This is a genomic window from Rhizobium pantanalense, assembly GCF_030182525.1.
Classification (GTDB): Bacteria; Pseudomonadota; Alphaproteobacteria; order Rhizobiales; family Rhizobiaceae; genus Rhizobium.
The window spans coordinates 221,436-237,686 of sequence record NZ_JAQJCH010000005.1 but is presented as its reverse complement, the minus strand read 5'-3'; the positions used below and the strand labels follow the sequence as shown (position 1 = coordinate 237,686).

General features: G+C 59.0%; 13 protein-coding genes. All 13 read right to left on the bottom strand.

Annotation, left to right across the window (positions count from 1 at the left end; translation table 11 throughout):
• Positions 1-11 precede the first annotated feature (11 nt).
• Positions 12-1,499, bottom strand: coding sequence for an esterase-like activity of phytase family protein (locus tag PH558_RS15255; RefSeq protein WP_285205380.1), 1,488 nt, complete (start codon positions 1,497-1,499; stop codon positions 12-14).
• Positions 1,500-1,737: 238 nt separating this feature from the next.
• Positions 1,738-2,439, bottom strand: coding sequence for a DUF502 domain-containing protein (locus PH558_RS15250; RefSeq protein WP_285205178.1), 702 nt, complete (start codon positions 2,437-2,439; stop codon positions 1,738-1,740).
• A gap of 177 nt (positions 2,440-2,616) precedes the next feature.
• The gene (glmS, locus tag PH558_RS15245) at positions 2,617-4,443 is read right to left on the bottom strand and encodes a glutamine--fructose-6-phosphate transaminase (isomerizing) (protein ID WP_285205177.1); all 1,827 of its coding nucleotides are present in this window, start codon (positions 4,441-4,443) and stop codon (positions 2,617-2,619) included.
• A 116-nt stretch (positions 4,444-4,559) separates the two neighbouring features.
• Positions 4,560-5,921, bottom strand: coding sequence for a bifunctional UDP-N-acetylglucosamine diphosphorylase/glucosamine-1-phosphate N-acetyltransferase GlmU (gene glmU, locus PH558_RS15240; protein ID WP_285205175.1), 1,362 nt, complete (start codon positions 5,919-5,921; stop codon positions 4,560-4,562).
• 102 nt (positions 5,922-6,023) lie between these two features.
• The gene (locus PH558_RS15235; RefSeq protein WP_113409182.1) at positions 6,024-6,770 is read right to left on the bottom strand and encodes a FadR/GntR family transcriptional regulator; all 747 of its coding nucleotides are present in this window, start codon (positions 6,768-6,770) and stop codon (positions 6,024-6,026) included.
• Between the two features lie 16 nt (positions 6,771-6,786).
• The gene (yjfF, locus tag PH558_RS15230; RefSeq protein ID WP_095434857.1) at positions 6,787-7,755 is read right to left on the bottom strand and encodes a galactofuranose ABC transporter, permease protein YjfF; all 969 of its coding nucleotides are present in this window, start codon (positions 7,753-7,755) and stop codon (positions 6,787-6,789) included.
• Positions 7,752-8,780 (bottom strand): ABC transporter permease, encoded by a 1,029-nt coding sequence (locus PH558_RS15225; protein ID WP_285205173.1) that lies wholly within the window; start codon positions 8,778-8,780, stop codon positions 7,752-7,754. The genes yjfF and PH558_RS15225 overlap by 4 nt, the downstream gene beginning before the upstream one ends.
• A complete protein-coding gene (gene ytfR / locus PH558_RS15220) occupies positions 8,777-10,300 on the bottom strand; it encodes a galactofuranose ABC transporter, ATP-binding protein YtfR (protein ID WP_095434855.1) in 1,524 nt (507 codons plus the stop codon). Before ytfR ends, PH558_RS15225 begins: the two co-directional genes overlap by 4 nt.
• 131 nt (positions 10,301-10,431) lie before the next feature.
• Positions 10,432-11,394 (bottom strand): galactofuranose ABC transporter, galactofuranose-binding protein YtfQ, encoded by a 963-nt coding sequence (gene ytfQ / locus PH558_RS15215; protein ID WP_069612140.1) that lies wholly within the window; start codon positions 11,392-11,394, stop codon positions 10,432-10,434.
• 144 nt (positions 11,395-11,538) lie between these two features.
• Positions 11,539-12,615: a BMP family ABC transporter substrate-binding protein gene (locus tag PH558_RS15210; RefSeq protein ID WP_095434854.1), complete on the bottom strand. Its 1,077-nt coding sequence runs from the start codon at positions 12,613-12,615 to the stop codon at positions 11,539-11,541.
• 53 nt (positions 12,616-12,668) lie between these two features.
• Positions 12,669-13,589 (bottom strand): ABC transporter permease, encoded by a 921-nt coding sequence (locus PH558_RS15205; protein WP_285205167.1) that lies wholly within the window; start codon positions 13,587-13,589, stop codon positions 12,669-12,671.
• On the bottom strand, positions 13,586-14,671 hold the full coding sequence (locus PH558_RS15200) for an ABC transporter permease (RefSeq protein WP_113409185.1): 1,086 nt from the start codon (positions 14,669-14,671) through the stop codon (positions 13,586-13,588). The genes PH558_RS15205 and PH558_RS15200 overlap by 4 nt, the downstream gene beginning before the upstream one ends.
• Positions 14,661-16,235, bottom strand: coding sequence for an ABC transporter ATP-binding protein (locus PH558_RS15195; protein ID WP_285205165.1), 1,575 nt, complete (start codon positions 16,233-16,235; stop codon positions 14,661-14,663). Before PH558_RS15195 ends, PH558_RS15200 begins: the two co-directional genes overlap by 11 nt.
• Positions 16,236-16,251 lie beyond the last annotated feature (16 nt).

The window sequence follows — 16,251 nt, the reverse complement described above, 5'->3', positions numbered from 1 at the left end:
GTTTCAAGAGATCACTTAGCTGCGAGGCCTGGAATGGTGACCTGGAATACCTGGAACATGGTATCGACATCGGCGCCGCTATCATCTTTGTAGGCGGCTCCAACCTGGAAACCATCCTGGGTGATGAAGTCGTTGTCATTGGCGACGAACAGGAAGTAATCGTCGGGCAGCTTCGGATCCTGAACGCTGACGATCGACATGGCCTCCCATTTTTCCGAGAGGTTGTTGCGGTCGTTCGGCGCGCCGTTATGCAGACCAAAGCGCGCTAGATCGGCGCTATCGTTGATATCGATGAAATTGCTGACTGCCGCCGGCTTGACTGAAGGATCAAGAACGCCCTTCGGCGCGACCGCCGTGTCGCCGTCGAACTTGCCGCCGGCAATATCGGTGGCAGCGGACACGTCGACGGCCACAATGCTGCGATAGAGCGACTTGTCGCCCTTCTGGCCATAGCCATTGTTGCTGTCGCGCGCCAGCATCAGGAAGCTTGTCGGTGAGAGCGCCACGATTTCGCTTTGGGCAGCGACGGCCGTCTTGCCCTTGTCATTGGTGAAGACCGGCAGAGGCACGACATATTCGTGCACCAGTTTCAGATGATCGAGATCGGTGGCATCGTAAACCAGCGCGCGGGTGTTCTGCCGCGTCGAGCTGGAATCTCCGCCATCCTGGCGAGTCGCGGACTGAAGCACGACGATCAGGAACTTGCCGTCCGGCGTCAGGGACATGCCTTCGAAGCCCTGATTATTTTGGCGCCCGCTGGTCGGATCCTTCGGATCGGGCGCGGCTTCGCCGGGACCGGGATTGTTCGAGGAAAAATTCACGAGGCCCTTGCGCATCGGCAGAAGCGCGGCCGGCGGAGCCGTGGCCGAGATCATCCGCCCATCCGCCGAGAAGCGGTAGATATAGGGACCGTATTCATCGCTGATGAACATCGAACCATCCGGCAGCCGGGCAATGGCTTCGTTATCGAGCGAGATCTTGCCGTTCGGTGCCTGCGGCAAAAGCGGCATACCGCCTTCCGCCTGGCGAACGCCGTTGGCGGGGTCAAGGCCGGTGGTTTCGTTGCCCTTGTTGTCTCTTAACAGCAGCGTATCGGCGAGCTTGCCTTCGAGGCCTGACTGTTCCTGGCCGGCTGGAGGCGTCGCACCGGGAGCAACCGGCGTCAGCTTGATATCGAGGGTGTTGAGACGCGCGCGGTAATCGGTGGTGCCGGCGACATTGTAGCCGCGGTCCGGCAGCAGCCACAGAGAACCGTTATAGCTGCCGTCGGCATTGCGAACCCAGCTCTTGCCATCGATCGACATGCCCGAACCGGAACCGAAGGTTTCACCGAACTTGTCGCGCAGATTGGCCGGTATACGGCCGACCGCGACGCGGCCCTTGTTGACCAGCGTCACGCCTTCAACCGTCACGGAATTATCCGCCAGCGCCAGCATCGGTGCCGTGAAAACAAATGTGGCAACCGCCGCCGACAGCAGCGGCAAGCTCTTCGAACGCATATATCTCAAGATAATATCCTCCTGATAAAAACCTTTGTGAAGGCAACGACATCCATCTCCCGCCTGTTTGCGGACCGCGTTGAAGAGCCGCAGCTCGGCGCCCGTGCCCCGAACATTCGATGTTGAGATACATGCGATTATCTGCCCCGACAGACGATCTAAGGCGTCAATATGATAGAGGCATGACAGTTCGCGCAGAACGCGAAGCTATTGATCCAACCATTGGAAGATGAGCAATTTAGCTCAAAGATTTCATCGGGACCTGTGGACGCAAGCTCTTTGTTGCCAGCAGTTCTTCCTTGTATTCCGGCGACACAAGGCCACCCGAGATCAACAGCTTGGCGCCATCTTCAGGGCTCATATTGAGCACGGTGATCTTTTCGCGCGGAACGAAGACAAGGAAGCCGGCCGTCGGCACGGGCGTCGGCGGCAGGAAGACCGCCACCATGTCCTGCCCCATGGCGTTGAATTTCGAAGCAATCTCACCCTTGGCATCGGTCGATATGAACACCATGGACCAGAGGCCCGGGCTTGGATATTCGATCAGCCCGACCTTCTTGAAGGATGTGCCCTGCTCTTTCAACACAGTCTCGAAGATCTGTTTGACGCTCTTATAGATGGTCCGCACCAGCGGCACGCGGTTGACGATCGATTCTCCGAAGCGGACGATGCTCTGACCGATCAGGTTCTTGGCCAGAAAGCCGACGATCGTGATGAAGATCATCGCGATCACCAGGCCGGTACCGGGAACGGCGAAGTTCAGATAGCTTTCGGGATCGTAGCGCGCGGGAATATAAGGGCGAACCCAGCTATCGGCCCAATGGACGACGGACCAGGTCAGCCACAGTGTAATGGCGATCGGAGCGCAGATAATCAGGCCGGCCAGGAAATTGTTTCTGATCCGCGTGGTTACGGACATTTTGATGAGTTTTTCAGTCATTCGCCGCTCGAAAACTCCGTTCCGCCGCCTACCGCTTTCAGGCAAATCCTCCCCACCATCTCAGTATAGGAATCGTGCCAGAAATCAGCGCGGCATACAACCCGCCAGCCGCGTTCGCGAGCCGAACAAACGCCCAACTCACGACGACGTGACAGCAAATGCGGGACGGAAGTTGTCCTATTCCACGGTGACCGATTTGGCGAGATTGCGCGGCTGATCGACGTCCGTGCCCATGAAGACGGCAGTATGATAGGCAAGCAATTGAATCGGCAGCGAGAATATGATTGGCGCGATGATCTCATCAACGACGGGCAAGGTGATCGTCGCCATGGTCGGCAACGTCGAGGCTGCCGCGCCAAGCTCATCCGTGATGAAGATGATTCGGCCGCCGCGCGCCGCCACTTCCTGCATGTTGGAAACGGTCTTGTCGAAGAAGCGGTCATGCGGAGCAATGACGATGACGGGCATATTCTCGTCGATCAGTGCGATCGGCCCGTGCTTCAACTCGCCAGCTGCATAGCCTTCGGCGTGGATATAAGAGATTTCCTTCAACTTAAGCGCGCCTTCCATGGCGAGCGGGAAGCTGGTGCCGCGACCCAAATAGAGCACGTCCTTGAACTTCGAGATTTCGCGCGACAGGCTTTCCATCTGCGGCTGGATGATATTCAGCACATTCGCCATGATACGCGGCATCTCGACGAGATGGCGCACCATTTCCTGTTCATCCTTGGCGCTGACCGTGCCTCGAGCGACGCCTGCCCCTATCGCGAGCGATGCGAGAACCGCTAACTGGCAGGTGAAAGCTTTCGTCGAGGCGACGCCGATCTCGGGACCTGCCAGGATCGGAAACACCGCGTCGGATTCACGCGCGATGGTCGATTCCCTGACATTGACCACGGCGCCGATCTTCAGGCCGTTGTCCCGGCAATAGCGCAGCGAAGCCAAGGTATCCGCGGTTTCGCCGGACTGGGAAATGAACAGCGCCGCCTGCGACGGCGACAACGGCATTTCGCGATAGCGGAATTCGGAGGCCACGTCGATTTCGACCGGCAGGCGCGCATAGCGCTCGAACCAGTATTTGCCAATTAAGCCGGCAAGATAGGCGGTGCCGCAAGCCGAAATCGCGAGGCCGGACACGCCGCCGAAATCGATCGTCGAGACACCCGGGCGCACGCGATGGCTGGTGAAATCAACGTAATGGCTCAGCGCATGCGAGATGACCTCCGGCTGCTCGTAGATTTCCTTTTCCATGAAGTGGCGGTGGTTGCCCTTGTCGACCACGTAGGCGGTCGCCTGGGAAATCTGCCGCGGCCGGCTCACTTCCTGGCCACTGAAATCGAGAATGGTCGCCCCGGCATGGGTGACGATGGCGCAGTCGCCATCGACAAGATAGGTGATTTCGTTGGTAAAAGGCGCAAGTGCGATGGCATCCGAGCCAAGGAACATCTCGCCCTTGCCGTAACCGACGGCAAGCGGCGGGCCGGAACGCGCCGCCATCAGCGTGCCGGGATCGTTTTGAAACATCACGGCCAACGCGTAGGCACCCGTCACGCGGTTCAGCATTTTCAGCATGGCCGAACGTGCGTCTAGGCCCTCGCGAACGTATTTCGCCAATAGATGGGCGACGACTTCCGTATCCGTCTGCGAGGCGAACTCCTGGCCTTCGGCCCTCAGCTCTTCACGCAGCTCGGAGAAGTTCTCGATAATGCCGTTATGAACGACTGCAACGCCTTCGACGAAATGCGGATGGGCATTGGTTTCATTCGGAACGCCGTGCGTTGCCCAGCGCGTGTGCGCAATGCCCGTCGTACCGGGCAAAGGATCCGACTCGAGACGCTTTTCCAGATTGAAGAGCTTTCCCTCCGCGCGGCGGCGATCCATCACGCCGTCATGGATCGTCGCAACACCGGCCGAATCATAACCGCGATATTCGAGCCGCCGCAGTGCATCCACCAGGCGGTCCGCCACCGGCTTCGTTCCGACGATCCCAACAATGCCGCACATACAACTCTCCGTCTGGCCTCAGATAATGAGGGCAAGTCCTAATCATTCCTGCAATTTTCTCAATTGCCACAACGGTCACTTTCGATTTCCGACCGTTACGTCGGTCACCTAAGGGTTTAGTGACCACCCTTCTTCGCCGCCTTGATGGCAAGAGCTCGTTCGCGGATCACCTTGGCCCGCTCCGGCTTTACTTCCTGGCGAGCGCGGCCGAAGGCCAGCGCATCCGCCGGAACATCATCGGTGATGACACTGCCGGAAGCAATATATGCGCCGTCGCCGATGCGGATGGGCGCGACCAGCGATGAGTTCGAACCGATGAAAGCATTGGCGCCGATATGCGTCTCATGTTTGTTGACCCCATCATAATTGCAGGTGATCGTGCCCGCACCGATGTTGCTGCCGGCGCCGATCGTCGCATCGCCGATGTAGGTAAGATGATTGACCTTGGCGCCCTCGCCGATCTTGCCGTTCTTGACCTCGCAGAAATTGCCGACCTTGGCACCGCCGGCCAGATTCGCACCCGGACGCAGCCGCGCAAACGGCCCAACCGTCGCGCCGGCGCTGACATGGGCGCCCTCGATATGCGAGAAGGCATGGATGACCGCGCCGCCCTCGATCACCGCACCGGGACCGAAGACGACATTCGGTTCGATCAACGCATCCTGGCCGATCACGGTGTCATAGGCGAGGAACACGGTTTCTGGCGCGACCATGGTCACGCCCGACAGCATAAGCTCCTGCCGGCGCCGCTCCTGCCAGAGGCGCTCGATGAAGGCGAGCTCGGCCCGATTGTTGCAGCCGGTCATTTCGACCTCGGGCGCATCGACCGCAACGGCGCGGCCACCCAGTGAGCGGGCGATCTCGACGAGATCGGTCAGATAATATTCGCCCTTGGCATTGTTATTGCCGATGCGGTCGAGAAGCTCCAGCGCCTTGCGGCCGTTGATCGCCATCAGCCCACTATTGCACCACTTTATCGCCAGTTCGGCATCGGTGGCGTCCTTGGCTTCTCGAATGGCGATCAGTTCGCCGTTCTTGACCAGCAAGCGGCCATAGACGTTGGGATGCTCCGTATGAAAGCCGATGACGACGATGTCATTGCCATCGGCCAGTCCCTGGCGGGCCGCACGAAGCGGCACATCCGTCAGCAGAGGGACGTCTCCATAGGCAACGATAATATCGTCATATCCGCGGGCAATCGCCTCGCGCGCCGCCAACACGGCATGGCCCGTGCCGAGCCGCTCCTTCTGCAGATAGGATTCGACGGTAATATCGCCGATCGACGCTGCGGCACTGACCTCATCCGCATCGCGTCCGACCACCAGAGCCGCGGCTGAAATCCCGGTCCTGGCGATCGCCTCCATGACATGGGCGATCATCGGACGTCCGGCAATCGGGTGCAGGACCTTCGACATCGACGACTTCATGCGGGTACTGTCGCCGGCGGCGAGGATGATGGCGAGGCAGCTGCGTTCCATTTCAAGCTCCGAGATATACGGTCAAGCGCCGCCCGGGGGCCGGGCGACTCCCCTCATATCAACAAGTCGAGCGAGGAACCACGGCGAATTTGAAGGCGACCTTCAGGCTTCGGCAAGAGCCTCGAAAGCTTCGAGAACATGTTGGCGCCCATCGATGATCACAAATTCCATCGCCTTATGGGCCGAAAGTCCATCACGCGCCGCTATCGCGTCCACTATGGCCATATGCGTATCCGCAATATTGGCGAAGCCATTGGTCGAAGGCGGCGCGCTCATGCGGAACATGCCGACGAGTGCGGCTTCGATAAGTCCGCCCAGCGATCGCATGAATGGGTTCTGCGAAGCCTCCGTAATTGCCAGGTGGAAATGCAGATCGGCGACCGCCAGGCTATCGGAAGTATGATGCGGCGCTGCCATGGCAGCGGCAAGACTGCGAAGCAGTTCGATGTCCTCTCGACTGGCCCTTTCCGCCACGAGGCTTGCGGCAAAAGGCTCGAATGCCATGCGTATATCGTAAAGATGGAGAAGGAACTCCTTGTTGACGCCGCTTTCGAAATGCCAGTTGAGCACCTCATTGTCGAACATGTTCCAATGGATCTTCTCGGTGACGCGCGTGCCGACGCGCGCACGCGGCACCACAAGCCCCTTTGCGGCCAAAGTCTTCATACTCTCACGCAGGACCGTGCGCGATACCTTGAATCGTTGCAGAAGCTCGCTGTCGCCGGGAAGAATGCTTCCGATCGGAAAAGCGCCAGAGACGATCGCCTTACCCAGTTCATCGACCACCTGAGCGTGGCTCGTGCGCGATTTTCCCTCTGGTTTTCCGGTGTCAAGCAATCGGTCGCGCAAGCGCTCTGTCCCTCCCTCAGGCATATCGTCGATTCAAGCGGGAAAGCAACAGAAGTCCCTTCTGCATCAGAATAAAGGCAAACAGCAACAAGCCGATCAATATCTTCGTCCACCAGCTGGAAAGCGTTCCATCGAAGGTGATGTAGGTCTGAATCAAGCCCTGTATGAGAATTCCGATGAGTGTTCCTCCGACGAACCCCGCTCCTCCCGTCAGCAGTGTTCCGCCTATAACCACGGCAGCGATCGCATCGAGTTCGACGCCGACCGTGGCAAGCGAATATCCCGCTGACGTATAAATGGAAAAAACGATTCCGGATAGACCGGCAAGAAAGCCGGACAGAGCGTAGATCTGGATGGTCGTTCTTCCCACGGGCACGCCCATCAGTTCCGCGGTCTGCGCACCCCCACCCAGCGCGTAGACATTGGCACCAAAACGGGTGCGATGCGCCAGCACAATGCCGCCGGCAAAGACGAGCAGCATGAGACCGCCGATCAAGGTCAGCCGGCCGCCGCCGGGCATCAGCCAATAGAAATCATTGAGCTGAGAATAGAAGTCATGCTCTATCGGAATGCTGTCGATCGACAGCACGAAGGCGATACCCCGCGCCAGGAACATGCCGGCCAGTGTCACGATGAAGGGCGGCATGCTGAGATAGTGGATAATGGCGCCCATGCCGGCGCCAAAAATTGTCGTGATCACAAGAACCAGAGCGAAAGCGATCAGGGGATGGATCGTGGTATCGCGAAGGACGATCGCCAGGAACACGCCGGTAAAGGCAATGACCGATCCGATGGACAGATCAATTCCGCCGGAGATGATGACGAATGTCATGCCGACAGCTGCAATACCGAGAAAGGCATTATCGGTCAAAAGGTTGCCAACCACGCGTGTCGACAGCATGTTGGGATACTGTGTCACGCAGCCGGCATAAGCCAGAATGAAGATGACGATGGTCGCAAGCAGCGGGAGATATTTCGAATTCACTTTGCCTGCTCCTTTTGCACCATCTGCCCCTCGGCGCGCCGGCGCCAGAAGAATGCGGTTGCGGACTGCATGGCGGGCGATTGGATGACCAGAATGACGATGACGATGATCGCCTTGATCACCAGATTGAATTCGGGCGGAAAGCCGGAGAGCAGGATGCCTGTATTGACCGATTGAATGATCATCGCGCCGATCAGCGAACCGACGATGCTGAACCGGCCGCCAAGCAGCGAATTGCCGCCGACCACGACCGCAAGGATCGCATCCAGCTCAAGCCACAGACCGGCATTGTTGGCGTCCGCACCCTTGATATCGGCCGTGACGATGATGCCGGCGATGGAGGCACAAAGGCCGCTCAATGCATAAACCGCAATCAGCAGGACCGGGGTCCGGATACCGGACAAGGTGCTTGCCCGGCGATTGATGCCAATGGCTTCGACCAGCATTCCGAGAGCTGTGCGCCGCACCAAAGCGATCACCAAAAGCGCAGCGACAAGCCAGATCACTACCGGCATCGGCAGAGCGGCGAAGGAGCCGCTGCCGAGGAAGATCAGCCCGTCATTGTTGAAGGTGAGGATCGCCCCCTCAGTGATCAATTGCGCAATGCCGCGGCCGGCCACCATTAGCACCAGCGTTGCGATGATGGGCTGGATATCGAGTACGGCGACGAGGAATCCGTTCCAGAGCCCACATACCAGACCGATGCCGATCGTCAAGAGCAGCGTATAGGAAAGCGAGTAGCCGGCAACAATCGAAGAAGCCGCGACAGCACCGCAAATCGCGATGACCGCACCGACGGATAGATCGATCCCTTTCGTGGCGATGACCAGCGTCATGCCGATGGCGAGCAGCGCTACCGGCGCACCACGATTGAGCACGTCTACCAAGCTCCCGTAGAGCCTTCCATTCTGAACTTCCAGATGAAAGAAATGTGGGAACATGATGAAATTCAACAGAAGAATAACCGCGAGCGCAATGAGCTGAGGCATCAGTCGAAGCAAGGAGGTTTTGATTGGCGAGCTCATGCGTCCTCCCGCGTCTTTTGAGCGGTGGCGATGGCCTCGACGATATTTCCAGCCGTTATCTCACTTCCGGCCAACTCAGCAATATGTTCGCGGTCGCGCAGGACAATGACGCGCGAACTATAGGCGACAAGCTCCTCAAGTTCGGATGAAATGACCACCAGGGACATTCCCTGCCGGCAAAGATCCTCGATCAATCGAATGATTTCCGCATGGGCACCGACATCGATCCCGCGCGTCGGTTCATCCAGAATGAGGAAGCTCGGATTGGTTGCCAGCCATCGCGCAAGGATCGCTTTCTGCTGGTTGCCACCAGAAAGGAGCCTGATCGGCTTTTCCCGGTCGGTCGTGCGGATATCCAGCGCCTTGATGTAGCGATCGGCGATGGCGTTCTGCTCGCTGCGCGGCAAGGGCCTTGCCCAGCCGCGCCTTGCCTGCAACGCCATGACGATATTTTCGCGAATGGAGAGATCACCGATGATCCCATCGGTCTTGCGATCTTCCGGGCAAAAGCCGAAGCCGCTCTTGATCGCGGCGCGCGGACTGGAAAGCGCAATAGTCTTGCCTTCGATCTTCGCCTCGCCGCTGTCGGCGCGCTCGACGCCGAAGAGCACTTCGGCGGTCTCCGTCCGTCCGGAACCAAGCAGGCCGGCAATGCCGACCACTTCGCCGACGCGCACCTCCATGTCGAAAGGCTTGATCTTGCCGCGCTTGCCGAAATTCGTGAAATGATATCTGACCGGGCCGCTTTCCGTCTCGCTCTGCTTTATCGTGCTTTCAGTCTCGGCGAGTTCGCGACCGAGCATCATGGCGATCAGGGTCTGCCGCGGAAGACCGTCCGCCTCGCGCGTGCCGACCAGCCGGCCGTTGCGGAGAACAGTGATGCGATCGCAGATTTCGTAAACCTGCTCCAGGAAATGCGTGATGAAGACAATTCCCAGCCCGCGCTGTTTCAATCGCCTGACGATACCGAACAGCATCTCGACTTCATGCGTATCCAGGCTCGCAGTGGGCTCATCGAGAATGAGGACCTTGCCAGAAAGATCGACGGCGCGGGCGATAGCGATCACCTGCTGTATGGCAACCGAAAAGCGATCGAGCTGGCGGCTGACATCGATATCCAGGCCATATTGTGACAGCAGATCTCTTGCCATCTTATTCATGACGCGGCTGCTGACCATCCCGAAGCGCCGCGGCTGGCGACCCAGAAACAAGTTTTCCGCTACGCTCAGATTGGGCAGCAGGTTCACTTCCTGGTAGACGGTTCCAATACCGAGCTTCTGCGCGGCAAGCGTGTCATGCGGATCGATCTCGGCTCCATCGAGAACCAGAGTACCCGCATCGCGGCGATAGGCACCCGTCATGCATTTGATCAGGGTCGATTTTCCAGCACCGTTCTCGCCGAGAAGCGCATGAACCTCGCCGCGCATCAAAGTGAAATCGACATGATCGAGAGCGGTCGAACCGGGGAAATATTTACAAAAACCTGTCGCCGTCAGAAGTCGCTCTACGTCGTGAGCCATGAAGCGCGAATTTCCTTGGAATGAATCAAATTGCGAAAGCGATAGCCGGCGCGTTCCGTGGGTGCGCCGGCATCTTGCATAATATATCGCACCGGCGCGGTATTGCCGATCCGGTGCGATGGGCTTTCGTCTTAGTAGCCGAGGTCCTTCTTCTGCTCGTAGACCTTCTGCGGATCATCGGCCTGCGTGTAGAGCTTGGATTCCGTCTGGATCCACTTCGGCGGCTCTTTCTTGGTCTTCAGGTAGGCATCGAGCGCATCGAAGGCCGGACCAGCCATGTTCGGCGTCAGCTCCACGGTTGCGTTGGCTTCACCGGCAGCCATGGCCTTGAAGAGATCCGGAACCGAATCGATCGACACGGTCAGGATGTCCTTGCCCGGCTTCAGGCCGGCTTCCTTGATCGCCTGAATGGCGCCAACGGCCATATCGTCGTTATGGGCGTAGAGCGCACAAATGTCCTTGCCTCCATTCTCTGCCTTCAGGAAGCTTTCCATGACTTCCTTGCCCTTGGCGCGGGTGAAATCGCCGGTCTGGCTGCGAACGATCTTCAGGTTGTCGTGGCCCTTGATGGCTTCCTCGAAGCCCTTCTTGCGGGCGATGGCCGGCGAGGAACCGGTCGTGCCTTGCAATTCGACGATGTTGCACTTCTTGTCGCCGACTGTCTTCACGAGCCAATCGCCGGCAACCTTGCCTTCATGAACCAGGTCGGATGTGACAGCAGTCAGATAAAGATCCTTCGGCGCGGCGACCGTGCGGTCAAGCAGGATGACCGGGATCTTCGCTTCCTTGGCTTCCTTCAGAACGGCATCCCAGCCGGTTTCGACGACGGGCGCCAGCAGGATCGCATCGACGCCTTGCGCGATGAACGAGCGGATCGCCTTGATCTGGTTTTCCTGCTTCTGCTGCGCGTCAGCGAATTTCAGGTCGATGCCGCGCTTCTTGGCTTCCTGCTTGGTCAACGTGGTCTCAGCCGCGCGCCAGCCAGACTCCGAACCAATTTGCGAGAAGCCGACAACCAGGTCTTTAGCCGACGCCGACGTAAACATGCAGGCAGCGAGAATCGTAGCACTAACGAGTGCGGTCTTAAACTTCATGATTATCTCCCAAAGGCCATCTCCTCAGGCCCACTGTCAAAAAATCATATAGTAATACTTTTGTAAATCGACATTCGATGATGCAGTGCAACAAAAAAGGGCGCTCGAGGCACCCTTTTCTCAACTTTAACTATTCGATGGAACTTACTTCGAAGCCGGCAGCTTGTCGTCCACGCCTTCGATGTAGAAGTTCATGCCGAGCAGCGTGCCGTCATCAGCCTTTTCGCCGGCCTTGAGCCAGGGGGTGCCGTCCTGCTTGTTGATCGGACCGGTGAAGGGAGCCAGCTCGCCGGACTTGATCTTGGCTTCGGTTTCCTGAGCCATCTTCTTCACGTCGTCAGGCATGTTCGTATAGTCCGCCATCTTCAGGATGCCGTCCTTCAGACCGTCCCAGCTCTGTTCGGACTTCCACGTGCCATCGAGCAGCGCATGAACGCGCTTGGAGTAGTAGTTGCCCCAGGTATCGACGATCGCCGTCAGCTGCGCCTTCGGGCCAGCCTTGATCATGTCGGAAGCCTGCCCGAACGCGTGAATGCCGCGCTCTTCCGCCACCTGCATCGGCGCCGTCGTATCGGTGTGCTGCGTCAGGATATCGACGCCCTGGTCGACCATGGCCTTGGCAGCATCGGCTTCCTTGCCCGGGTCGAACCAGGTGTTGACCCATACGACCTTGAGCTTGAAGCTCGGATCGATCGAACGGGCGCCCTGCTCGAAGGAGTTGATGCCCATGACGACTTCCGGGATCGGGAAGGACGCGATGTAGGCGGCACCATGATTCTTCGACGTCTTGGCGGCGATCTGACCCAGGATGTAACGGCCTTCATAGAAACGCGAGTTGTAGGTCGCTAGATTCGGGCCGCTCTTGAAGCCGGTCGCATGCTCGAACTTCACCTTCGGGAACTTGGCGGCAACCTTGACGGTCGCGTCCATGAAGCCGAACGAGGTGGAGAAGATCAGCGAGCAGCCGGAACGGGCAAGACGCTCGATGGCGCGCTCGGCATCCGGGCCTTCCGGAACGTTTTCGAGATAAGGCGTCTCGATCTTGTTGCCGAATTCCTTCTGGATCTGCTGGCGGCCGAGATCATGCGCCTGCGAATAGCCGCCATCCGTGTGCGAACCGACATAGACGAAGCAGACCTTGGTCGGTGCTGCTTCCGCAGCGGCAGCGAAACCAATGATGGCAGCGGCTGTCGTTGTGAGGGCGAGTGCTAGTTTTTTCATGGTTACCCCTACTGGTTTGACATGTTTTGCAGAAATCGGTCCGGCTGTTGCAATCAGCGCTCCGGAACGAAGGCCTTGCCGAGCGACGCTGGCGTGTTGATCAAGGTCGCGCGGCGATTTTGAGAGATGATGACGAGAACCACAATAGTCGACGCATAGGGCAGCATCGACAGGAATTGCGAGGGAATGCCGACGCCGAAGCCCTGCGCATGGAACTGCAGGATCGTCACGGCGCCAAAGAGATAACCGCCGGCCAGAACGCGCATCGGCCGCCAGGATGCGAAGACGACCAAGGCCAGCGTCACCCAGCCGCGGCCGGCGGACATGTTCTCCACCCATTGCGGTGTGTAGACGAGCGACAGCTGAGCGCCTGCAAGCCCAGCGCAGGCGCCGCCGAACATGACGGCGAGATAGCGCGTGCGGATGACGTCGATGCCGAGAGCATGGGCCGAACCATGGCTATCGCCGACGGCGCGCAGCTTCAGGCCGGCACGGCTGCGGAAGAGGAACCAGTTGACGCCGACGAGCAGCGCGATCGACAGATAAAAAGTCAGGTCCTGCTTGAACAGCACCGGGCCGAGGAACGGTATATCTGACAGAAACGGGAAGACGATCTCGTGCAGCTGCACGCCCGGCACACTGACATAGCCTTCGCCGATCATGCCGGAAAGGCCGAGCCCCAGAATGGTCAGCGCCAGACCGGTCGCCACCTGGTTCGTCACCAGCGTCAGGGTCAGGAAGCCGAACAGCAGCGAAAACAGACCGCCCGCGACGATACCGGTCAGCAGGCCGAGATAGGGCGATCCGCTCATCTGCGCCCCGACGAAGGCGGCAACGGCACCGATGATCATCATGCCTTCGACACCAAGGTTCAGGACGCCGGAGCGTTCCACCACCAGTTCGCCCAGGCCGGCAATGACGAGCGGCGTCGACGCAGTGATGACCGTCAGGAGGATTGCTTCAAACACACTCATGCCGCGCCTCCCCGAACCCGCGACCAGACCAGGCGGATTTTGTAATAGATCAGCGTGTCGCAGGAAAGCACGAAGAACAAAAGCAAGCCCTGAAAGACGCTGGCCGCCTTGGCGGAAATGCCGGGTGATAATTGCGCCGCCTCACCGCCGAGATAGGTCAGCGCCAGCACCAGACCGGAGAGGATGGCACCGAGCGGATTGAGGCGCGCGAGGAAGGCGACGATGATGGCAGTGAAGCCGTAACCCGGCGAGATCGCGGGTTGCAGGTGGCCGATGGAGCCCGAAACTTCGGATATGCCGGCCAACCCCGAGAGCGCTCCCGAAACGAGGAAGGCGAACCAGACCATTTTCCGCGAGGAAAAGCCGGCAAAGCGCCCTGCCCGCGCCGACTGGCCGAGCACGCTTATCTCAAAGCCCTTCAGCGTATATTTCATAACGAACCAGGCAAGGATCGCCGCGATCACGGCAAAGACGATGCCCCAATGCGCACGCCCGGAATCCTCCCAGATGGCCGGCAGAACCGCTTCTGGCGGAAAATCGATACTCTGCGGGAAGTTATGGCCCTGCGGATCGCGCCATGGTCCGCGCGACAACCAATCGAGGAAAAGCTGCGCGATATAGACGAGCATCAGGCTCGTCAGGATCTCGTTGGTATTGAAATGCGCCTTCAGAAGCGCCGGAATGGCGGCATAGAGCGCGCCGCCGATGGCGCCGGCGATCAGCATCAAAGGCAGGATTATCGGCGAATGCCAGTCGGTGAAGACGATCGGGATGAATGATCCGACGACAGCTCCCATCGTGAACTGGCCTTCGGCACCAATATTCCAATTGTTGGAACGGTAGCAGAGGCACAGGCCGACGGCGATCAGGATCAGTGGTCCGGCCTTGATCGCCAGTTCGTGCAGTGACCAGACTTCCAGCAGAGGCTCGACAAAGAAGGCATCGAGCGCCTCGACAGGATCCTTGCCCATGACAGCGAACATGATGGTGCCAGCGACAAGCGCCAATGCGAGGGCAAGCAGAGGTGAAAGCAAACCGAACAGCTTTGAGACCTGCGGGCGCTTTTCGAGTTCAATGCGCATGGGCAGGCTCCGAATGCGTCTTCGATTCATGCAGACCGCCCATCAGCAGGCCGATCTTTTCGCGCGTCAGCTCACCGGCGGGATAGGATGGCGACAGCCGCCCTTCCGAAATGACGGCAATATCGGTCGCGACTTCGAAAATCTCATCCAGGTCCTGGCTGATGACGAGCACGGCAGAGCCGTCGCGGGCAAGATCGACCAATGCCTGACGGATACGGCTTGCCGCACCTGCATCGACGCCCCAGGTCGGCTGGTTGACGACGAGCACGCTCGGCTGGCGATCTAATTCGCGGCCGACGATGAACTTCTGTAGATTGCCGCCGGACAGCGCGCCGGCAGCAGGGTCCTCGCCGCTCTTGCGCACATCCATTGCCTCACAAATCCGCTTCGTCGCCTGCTTGACTGCACCATGCCTGATGACATTGAAGAAGCCACCGCCCAGGAACGATTTGCGGTCCGACTGATGCCTGGCGAGCACGAGGTTATCCGACAGCTTCAATGCGGATACTGCAGCATGGCCGTGGCGCTCCTCGGGCACGAAACCAGCGCCGATCAGTCGGCGCGCATTAATGCCCTTGGTACCGACGGACTTGCCGCGCAATTGGACAAGATCATCCGCTGCGACCGTGTACTCGCCGGAAATGACATCGAACAACTCGCCCTGGCCGTTACCGGCAACCCCGGCAATCGCCAGGATCTCGCCGGCGCGCACACGCAGGGAAACTTCCTTCAGTGCCATGGCAAACGGGGTTCGTGCCGGTGCCGAAAGGCCGGCAATCTCCAGGAGAATATCTCCCTTCGCACCAAGGCCCTCGTGCTGCACGCTGGCGACATCGTTGCCGACCATCATACGAGCGAGCGAACCGGTCGTTTCCTGGCGCGGATCGCAGGCGCCAGTGACCTTGCCGTGGCGCAGGACAGTGGCGCGCGAGCAGATGCGCTGCACTTCCTCAAGCCGATGGCTGATGTAGAGCACCGAGCGCCCCTCGTCTCTCAACTTAAACAGGGTCTCGAAGAGACGATCGGCTTCCTGCGGTGTCAAAACGGAGGTGGGCTCGTCGAGAATGATCAGCTTAGGGTTTTGCAGGAGCGCACGGACGATCTCGATACGCTGACGTTCGCCGACCGAAAGGTCGGCCACATGCGCATTCGGATCGAGCGGCAGGCCATAGGCGTGAGAGAGCTTTGCGGCTTCCTCGGAAATTTTTGCGAGCGGGATATTGCTGTCGAGCGAGAGCGCTATATTTTCCGCAACAGTCAGCGCTTCAAACAAAGAAAAATGCTGGAATACCATGCCGATGCCGAGCTTGCGCGCGATGCCCGGCGCATCGATCGCCACAGGCTGCCCCTGCCAGACGATCTGCCCATGCGACGGTTCGAGCACGCCGAACAGCATCTTGACGAGCGTGGATTTACCTGCGCCGTTTTCTCCGAGGAGAGCGTGAATTTCTCCCGGCTGGATTTCAAGATCGATTTCGTTGCAAGCAGTAAAACTGCCGAACAGTTTCGTCAGTTTGCGAACCGACAATAGTGCACCGGTTGCCGGCGCATCGGATGACGACACGTTCCCCTCATTTCCT

What these genes read in the sequence shown, in the direction of transcription:
- ytfQ (WP_069612140.1), bottom strand. Translation starts at nt 11,394, where the DNA reads ATGAAGTTTAAGACCGCACTCGTTAGTGCTACGATTCTCGCTGCCTGC.
- PH558_RS15210 (WP_095434854.1), bottom strand. Translation starts at nt 12,615, where the DNA reads ATGAAAAAACTAGCACTCGCCCTCACAACGACAGCCGCTGCCATCATT.
- PH558_RS15200 (WP_113409185.1), bottom strand. Translation starts at nt 14,671, where the DNA reads ATGCGCATTGAACTCGAAAAGCGCCCGCAGGTCTCAAAGCTGTTCGGT.
- PH558_RS15255 (WP_285205380.1), bottom strand. Translation starts at nt 1,499, where the DNA reads ATGCGTTCGAAGAGCTTGCCGCTGCTGTCGGCGGCGGTTGCCACATTT.
- PH558_RS15205 (WP_285205167.1), bottom strand. Translation starts at nt 13,589, where the DNA reads ATGAGTGTGTTTGAAGCAATCCTCCTGACGGTCATCACTGCGTCGACG.
- glmS (WP_285205177.1), bottom strand. Translation starts at nt 4,443, where the DNA reads ATGTGCGGCATTGTTGGGATCGTCGGAACGAAGCCGGTGGCGGACCGC.
- PH558_RS15225 (WP_285205173.1), bottom strand. Translation starts at nt 8,780, where the DNA reads ATGAGCTCGCCAATCAAAACCTCCTTGCTTCGACTGATGCCTCAGCTC.
- glmU (WP_285205175.1), bottom strand. Translation starts at nt 5,921, where the DNA reads ATGGAACGCAGCTGCCTCGCCATCATCCTCGCCGCCGGCGACAGTACC.
- PH558_RS15250 (WP_285205178.1), bottom strand. Translation starts at nt 2,439, where the DNA reads ATGACTGAAAAACTCATCAAAATGTCCGTAACCACGCGGATCAGAAAC.
- ytfR (WP_095434855.1), bottom strand. Translation starts at nt 10,300, where the DNA reads ATGGCTCACGACGTAGAGCGACTTCTGACGGCGACAGGTTTTTGTAAA.